We start from the raw sequence: 5850 nt of genomic DNA on the forward strand, positions 1-5850 counted from the left end.
CCCCCCCCCCCCCCCCCAAGGCTGCGTTGCGGAGTCAGACAGTAGAAGGTTCGACCTGTCATCCCCAGCGTCGTAGAATGCGCGCCTTTGCGAGCCTTCACTGGCCAACGCGTATTGATCGGAGCACCTGACCATGACGACCACCCCGACCGGCGACTACCTGGAAACCCTCTACGAAGGCTATGGCCAGCGTTTTCGCATGGACAAGCTGCTGCACGAAGTGCGCACCGAGCACCAGCACCTGGTGATTTTCGAAAACCCGCGCATGGGCCGGGTCATGGCCCTGGATGGTGTCATCCAGACCACCGAAGCCGATGAGTTCATCTATCACGAGATGCTCACCCACGTACCCATCCTCGCTCATGGCGCAGTCAAGCGCGTGCTGATCATCGGTGGCGGTGACGGCGGCATGCTCCGTGAAGTGACCAAGCACGTCGGCATCGAGCACATCACCATGGTGGAGATCGATGGCACGGTGGTGGACATGTGCAAGGAGTTCCTGCCCAACCACTCCAAGGGTGCGTACGACGACCCGCGACTGAACCTGGTGATCGACGATGGCATGCGTTTCGTCGCCACTACCCAGGAAAAATTCGACGTCATCATTTCCGACTCCACCGACCCGATCGGCCCGGGCGAAGTGCTGTTCTCGGAAAACTTCTACCAGGCTTGCCATCGCTGCCTGAACGAAGGCGGGATCCTGGTGACCCAGAACGGCACGCCGTTCATGCAGCTGGGCGAAGTGCAGACCACCGCCGGGCGGCTGCACGGTCTGTTCGCCGACTGGCACTTCTACCAGGCCGCCGTGCCGACCTACATCGGCGGCGCCATGACGTTCGCCTGGGGCTCGACTGATACCGCTCACCGCAGGCTTTCTCGCGAAACCCTGCGCGAGCGCTTCATTGGCAGCGGTATCGTGACGCGCTACTACAACCCCGAGATCCACCTGGGCGCCTTCGCCATGCCGCAATATGTGCTGCAGGCGATCAACAAGCCGAGCAACGACTGAAGCCCCGGCAATTGAGGCGAGATGCTTCTGTGGCGAGGGAGCTTGCTCCCGCTGGGGCGCGAAGCGGCCCTCCTGGATCTACCTGACACACCCATTTGCCTCCGCGTGTGGTGGGGGCCGCTTCGCAGCCCAGCGGGAGCAAGCTCACTCGCCACAAGAGCGCTGGGGTGCTTTTGTGTTTCCAGATATTCATTGAACGAAATTTTCACCAAGTCTTGTCGACAATTCCCCGCGCTTTGTCGCCAGCGGTTATTTAATGGCAATGCCATAGCCGTTCATGCGACATTCGCGCACTTGCGCAAGCCCCGGGCCGGATATCTGGCCAACAGAGGGCGCGCCGTTGTTCTATTCGTCACTCCAACTCCAATAGGTCCTCAAACGACATGGCAATTCCGGACGCCCTGAGTCAGCAGCGCACCACGCATCGCCTGCTGCAACCGACCGTCAAATCGCACCTGGCCTACACGTTGCTCTGTGCGTTGGTGATGATGGTCATGCTGAGCCTGCTGCGCGTTGCGCTGCTGGTCTACAACCGCGAGATGATCCTCGATACGCCGGCGTCTACCTTCGTCGAAGCGTTTGCCAATGGCCTGCGTTTCGACCTGCGCCTGGTGGTCTACCTGTGCATTCCGCTGCTGCTGGCCCTGTTCAGCGTTCGGGCGATGGCGGCACGTGGGTTCTTTCGTTTCTGGCTGACCGTCACGTCCAGCGTCGCGCTGTTCCTCGGCTTGATGGAGATGGACTTCTATCGCGAGTTCCACCAGCGCCTCAACGGCCTGGTCTTCCAATATGTGCAGGAAGACCCGAAAACCGTCATGAGCATGCTCTGGTACGGTTTTCCGGTGGTACGTTACCTGCTGGCCTGGGCCGGCGGCACGCTGATCCTGGCCCTGGCCTTCAAGGGCGCCGATCGTGCTACCCGGCCGCGCGGTCCTTTCAGTGGCGGCAGCATCGGCACCCGTCAGATCGCCCCGTGGTATGGCCGCGTCGCGGTATTCCTGGTCTGCCTGGTGGTGGCAGTGGCCGCCGCTCGTGGCACCTTGCGTCAAGGCCCGCCGCTGCGTTGGGGCGACGTCTATACCACCAATTCGAACTTCGCCAACCAGTTGGGCCTCAACGGTACGCTGTCGTTGGTGGCGGCGGCCAAGAGCCGGATGTCCGAACACCGTGACAATGTCTGGAAAGCCACCCTCGAGTCGTCGCTGGCACAGCAGACCGTGCGCGACATGCTGGTGATGCCCGACGACAAGCTCGTCGACGCCGGAACTGCCGCGGTAAGACGCGACTACACGCCGCCGGCCGACAAGACACTGCCGATCAAGAACGTAGTCGTGATCCTGATGGAAAGCATGGCCGGGCACTCGGTGGGCGCCTTGGGCGCGCCGGGCAACATAACGCCCTACCTGGACAAGCTGTCCAAGGAAGGCCTTTTGTTCGACCGTTTCTTCTCCAATGGCACCCACACCCACCAGGGCATGTTCGCCACCATGGCGTGTTTCCCGAACCTGCCGGGTTTTGAATACCTGATGCAGACACCGGAAGGCAGCCACAAGCTCTCGGGCCTGCCGCAACTGCTCAGTGCGCGTGCCTACGACGATGTGTATGTCTACAACGGCGATTTTGCCTGGGACAACCAGTCGGGTTTCTTCAGCAACCAGGGCATGACCACGTTCATCGGTCGCAATGACTATGTGAACCCGGTGTTCTCCGATCCGACCTGGGGCGTGTCCGACCAGGACATGTTCGACCGTGGCCTGATCGAACTCAAGGCGCGCGAGAACGGCAAGCCGTTCTATGCGTTGTTGCAGACCCTGTCCAACCACACGCCCTACGCACTGCCGACGCCGTTGCCGGTCGCGCCGGTCACCGACCGTGGTCGACTGAATGAACATTTGACCGCGATGCGTTACTCCGATTGGGCGCTGGGGCAATTCTTCGAGAAGGCGCGCAAGGAGCCTTACTTCAAGGAGACCCTGTTCGTCGTGGTCGGCGACCATGGCTTCGGCAACGAGCGCCAGATCAGCGAAATGGACCTTGGCCGTTTCAACGTGCCGATGTTGTTGATCGGCCCGGGCATCCAGGAAAAATTCGGCCAGCGCAGCCACACCGTGGGTACCCAGGTCGATATCGTGCCGACCATCATGGGACGGCTCGGTGGGCAAGTGCGCAACCAGTGCTGGGGCCGTGACCTGTTGAACCTGCCGCCAGGCGATACAGGGTTTGGCGTAATCAAACCATCGGGCAGCGACCAGACCACCGCGATCATTCGCGACGACACAGTCCTGGTGCTGCCGGAAGAAAAGGCCATGCCAGCGAAGCTGTTCCGCTACCAGTTGGGTGCCAATCCGCATGCCGAGATCATCCCGGACGCACCGGACACCGCAGAGATGAAACTCAAGCTCGAGGCGTTCCTGCAAACCGCGACCAAGAGCCTGCTGGATAACACCGCCGGGGTTGTTGACGGCAAGCCGGACTGATAATCGCGACGCATAAAAAAGAGGCCTTGAAGGCCTCTTTTTTTACGCTTGGTGTTTTATATCTTGCCAAGTAACAACAAGATCAACAGCACGACCAGCACGACGCCGATGATACCGGACGGGCCATAACCCCAACTTCTGGAGTGCGGGAAGACCGGAAGGCCACCGATCAGCAGGAGGATCAGGATGATGATAAGTATAGTGCCCATTGTTGATTTCCTTATTGGTCAGTTCTGGAGTGATGTAACTTTCAACTGCCAGCGCGCATGCATTAAATCCGGGCGGCTTATTAAGTCCGACCGTAACGTCCTGTAAAAAATTCAATGTTTTTTGTTGTCAGTCTATTGATGCCAGACGCTGCCTTTCAAAACCCTCCACGGTTTGCCCTCGCCATTCAGCAATCTGATGGTGCATGGGTCTGTTCGGGTCCTTCGCTACACTCGGCGCATCTCTCCCGGAACAACAAGGCTGTTTCCCTATGCAAAATCGCATGATGATCACCGGTGCCGGCTCTGGCCTGGGCCGCGAAATCGCGCTGCGCTGGGCCCGTGAAGGCTGGCGCCTGGCCCTGTCTGATGTCAGCGAACCAGGCCTTCAGGAAACCCTCAGGCTAGTGCGCGACGCCGGGGGCGAGGGTTTCGTCCAGCGTTGTGACGTGCGCGACTACAGCCAGCTCACCGCATTTGCCCAGGCCTGCGAGGAGAAGCTCGGCGGCATCGACATCATCGTCAACAACGCCGGCGTGGCTTCAGGCGGGTTCTTCAGCGAACTTTCGCTGGAGGATTGGGACTGGCAGATCGCGATCAATCTGATGGGCGTGGTCAAGGGCTGCAAGGCGTTCCTGCCGCTGCTGGAAAAAAGCCGCGGCAAGATTATCAACATCGCTTCCATGGCGGCGCTGATGCAGGGGCCTGCCATGAGCAACTACAACGTGGCCAAGGCCGGCGTCGTGGCGCTGTCGGAAAGTCTACTGATCGAGCTGGCCCAGCAGGAAATCGACGTGCATGTGGTGTGTCCATCGTTCTTCCAGACCAACCTGCTGGACTCGTTCCGCGGCCCGACCCCGGCCATGAAGGCTCAGGTGGGCAAATTGCTGGAAAGCTCGCCGATCACCGCGGCGGACATTGCCGATTACATCTACCAGCATGTCGCCCAAGGGGAATTCATGATCCTGCCTCACGAGCAGGGACGCATGGCCTGGGCCGTCAAACAGAAGAATCCGCAGCTGCTGTATGACGAAATGACCGCCATGGCCGACAAGATGCGCGCCAAGGCCCGGCAGGCCTGAGTTGACCGGATTGCCGGGTGTCCTCAGGATGGCGCCATTGGTGCCTTCCTGATGGACATGACAATGCTCAATTACCTGTGGTTTTTTCTCACCGCGCTGTTCGAGATCGCTGGCTGCTACGCCTTCTGGATGTGGTTGCGCCAGGGCAAGAGCGCCTGGTGGGTCGTGCCGGCGCTGCTCAGCCTCACAGTGTTCGCCCTGTTGCTGACACGCATCGAAGCCACTTATGCCGGTCGCGCCTATGCCGCCTACGGTGGCATTTACATCATCGCCTCGATCGGCTGGCTGGTCGTGGTGGAGCGGGTGCGACCGCTGGGTTCCGACTGGATCGGTATGGCGCTCTGTGTCGTGGGGGCTAGCGTGATTCTGTTCGGTCCGCGTTTTTCCGGACCGTGAACCGACGTTTCGGTGGGGTTTTGCAGGACATTTCCTTCAGCCAACGGATCTTTGCTTGTAGGGGCTTACTGAATTGCCGCCGGTATCTTGTGCTCGGAAAACAGGCCGTGCATGGTCAATGTCCATTCACTCTTAAGGACAAGACCATGCTCGTATTAAGCCGTACCGTAGGTGAGTTGATTTCCATTGGTGATGACATTTCCGTCCGTGTGCTGTCGATCAGCGGCGGCACTGTGCGCTTCGGCGTCGATGCGCCCCGGCAGGTCGAGGTTCATCGTGCCGAAGTCTACGACAGGATCCAGAAGAAAAAGGCCCTGTCCGACCGCAAGGTCGGTTAATCGAACAGATGTCTGGGCACGTCGTGCTTGAGCATCAATTGGCACCGTTCGCTTTCCGGATCGAAGACAATCATGGCCTGGCCTTTGGTCAGCGCCTGCCTGACCCGCAGGACGCGGGTTTCCAGCGGGGTATCGTCGCCATTGTCAGTGCCGTCGCGGGTGACGAAATCCTCGATCAGGCGGGTGAGCGTATCGACTTCGAGTTGGTCGTAGGGGATCAGCATGATGGGGCTCCGCAAAACAATAGAGCGGATGCTACGGCGGATGCGCTGCTGCGGCTAGCCTGAGTTCCGTAGACCCATGTGGGCCTCATCGCGAGCAGGCTCGCTCCCACATGGATGG

The 5850-nt window shown here is 60.0% G+C and carries 7 protein-coding genes; 5 read left to right on the forward strand and 2 right to left on the reverse strand.

Features of this window, described 5'->3' with window-relative positions; all coding sequences use genetic code 11:
• Nucleotides 1-133 precede the first annotated feature (133 nt).
• Nucleotides 134-1009: a polyamine aminopropyltransferase gene (speE, locus tag ACE04F_RS15725; RefSeq protein WP_486108064.1), complete on the forward strand. Its 876-nt coding sequence runs from the start codon at nt 134-136 to the stop codon at nt 1007-1009.
• 383 nt (nt 1010-1392) lie between these two features.
• Complete coding sequence (locus ACE04F_RS15730) at nt 1393-3486, forward strand: LTA synthase family protein (RefSeq protein ID WP_486108066.1); 2094 nt, start codon at nt 1393-1395, stop codon at nt 3484-3486.
• 56 nt (nt 3487-3542) lie between these two features.
• On the opposite strand, the gene ACE04F_RS15735 is transcribed toward ACE04F_RS15730, so the two are convergent.
• Nucleotides 3543-3695 (reverse strand): DUF3309 family protein, encoded by a 153-nt coding sequence (locus tag ACE04F_RS15735; protein WP_018606531.1) that lies wholly within the window; start codon nt 3693-3695, stop codon nt 3543-3545.
• Between the two features lie 269 nt (nt 3696-3964).
• Between ACE04F_RS15735 and ACE04F_RS15740 the strand changes: the two genes are divergently transcribed.
• The 3 genes from ACE04F_RS15740 (at nt 3965) to csrA (ending at nt 5508) form a co-directional block, all read left to right on the forward strand.
• The gene (locus tag ACE04F_RS15740) at nt 3965-4774 is read left to right on the forward strand and encodes an SDR family oxidoreductase (RefSeq protein ID WP_486108068.1); all 810 of its coding nucleotides are present in this window, start codon (nt 3965-3967) and stop codon (nt 4772-4774) included.
• Nucleotides 4775-4837: 63 nt separating this feature from the next.
• Nucleotides 4838-5170, forward strand: coding sequence for a YnfA family protein (locus tag ACE04F_RS15745; RefSeq protein ID WP_486108163.1), 333 nt, complete (start codon nt 4838-4840; stop codon nt 5168-5170).
• 146 nt (nt 5171-5316) lie between these two features.
• Nucleotides 5317-5508 carry a carbon storage regulator CsrA gene (csrA, locus tag ACE04F_RS15750; RefSeq protein WP_486108070.1) on the forward strand — a complete coding sequence of 64 codons (192 nt, stop codon included), beginning with the start codon at nt 5317-5319 and terminating at the stop codon, nt 5506-5508.
• Here the strand turns inward: csrA and ACE04F_RS15755 are convergent.
• The gene (locus ACE04F_RS15755) at nt 5505-5732 is read right to left on the reverse strand and encodes a YheU family protein (RefSeq protein WP_486108072.1); all 228 of its coding nucleotides are present in this window, start codon (nt 5730-5732) and stop codon (nt 5505-5507) included. The genes csrA and ACE04F_RS15755 overlap by 4 nt on opposite strands.
• Nucleotides 5733-5850 lie beyond the last annotated feature (118 nt).

It is taken from the genome of Pseudomonas sp. AGC41 (genome assembly GCF_057334555.1).

What these genes read in the sequence shown, in the direction of transcription:
- speE (WP_486108064.1), top strand. Translation starts at nt 134, where the DNA reads ATGACGACCACCCCGACCGGCGACTACCTGGAAACCCTCTACGAAGGC.
- ACE04F_RS15730 (WP_486108066.1), top strand. Translation starts at nt 1,393, where the DNA reads ATGGCAATTCCGGACGCCCTGAGTCAGCAGCGCACCACGCATCGCCTG.
- ACE04F_RS15735 (WP_018606531.1), bottom strand. Translation starts at nt 3,695, where the DNA reads ATGGGCACTATACTTATCATCATCCTGATCCTCCTGCTGATCGGTGGC.
- ACE04F_RS15740 (WP_486108068.1), top strand. Translation starts at nt 3,965, where the DNA reads ATGCAAAATCGCATGATGATCACCGGTGCCGGCTCTGGCCTGGGCCGC.
- ACE04F_RS15745 (WP_486108163.1), top strand. Translation starts at nt 4,838, where the DNA reads ATGCTCAATTACCTGTGGTTTTTTCTCACCGCGCTGTTCGAGATCGCT.
- csrA (WP_486108070.1), top strand. Translation starts at nt 5,317, where the DNA reads ATGCTCGTATTAAGCCGTACCGTAGGTGAGTTGATTTCCATTGGTGAT.
- ACE04F_RS15755 (WP_486108072.1), bottom strand. Translation starts at nt 5,732, where the DNA reads ATGCTGATCCCCTACGACCAACTCGAAGTCGATACGCTCACCCGCCTG.